Annotated in this window: 1 pseudogene; it reads left to right on the top strand. The window is 78.1% G+C overall.

The features are described from left to right. Positions 1 to 580: pseudogene (locus KUM32_RS39980) on the top strand (transcriptional regulator); the annotation flags it as partial.

Raw genomic sequence — 580 nt, 5'->3', positions numbered from 1 at the left:
GGCCGAGGGCGGGCGCGGGCCCCGAACGGGTGCTGCCCGCGACGCGGGAGTTGCTGGGCGCGGTGGGCGAGGTGCCCGCGCTCGTGGTGGGCCGGCGCGCGGACGTGCTCGCGTGGAACGGCCCGGGGCACGCCCTGCTGGCCGGCCACCTCGACCCGGCGAGCCCCGACCGCCAGGACGACCGGCCGAACCTGGCCCGCCTCCTCTTCCTCGACCCGCACGGCCGCGACCTGTACGTCGACCGGCGGCGCAAGGCCCGCGCCATGGTGAGCAACCTGCGGCACGTCGCCGGCCGCTGCCCCGGTGACGCCCGCCTGGCCGCGCTGATCGGGGAGCTGTCGATCGGCAGCCCGGAGTTCGCCGCGCTCTGGGCCGACCACCGCGTGCACCCGTGCGAGGGCGACGTGTACGAGCTGCGCCACCCGGTCGTCGGCTCGCTCACGGTCACCCAGCAGAACCTGCCGCTGCCACGGTCGCCCGGGCAGTCCCTGGTACTGGTCACCGCCGCCGCCGACTCGGCGTCCCAGCACGCGCTGACGCTGCTGGCGCAGGCGCGGCGCCGGCACCCCGTGGCAGCCCC

It is taken from the genome of Streptomyces sp. AC627_RSS907 (assembly GCF_019049165.1).
The sequence above is the reverse complement of the archived record's forward strand: the minus strand, read 5'-3'. Positions and strand labels throughout refer to the sequence as shown.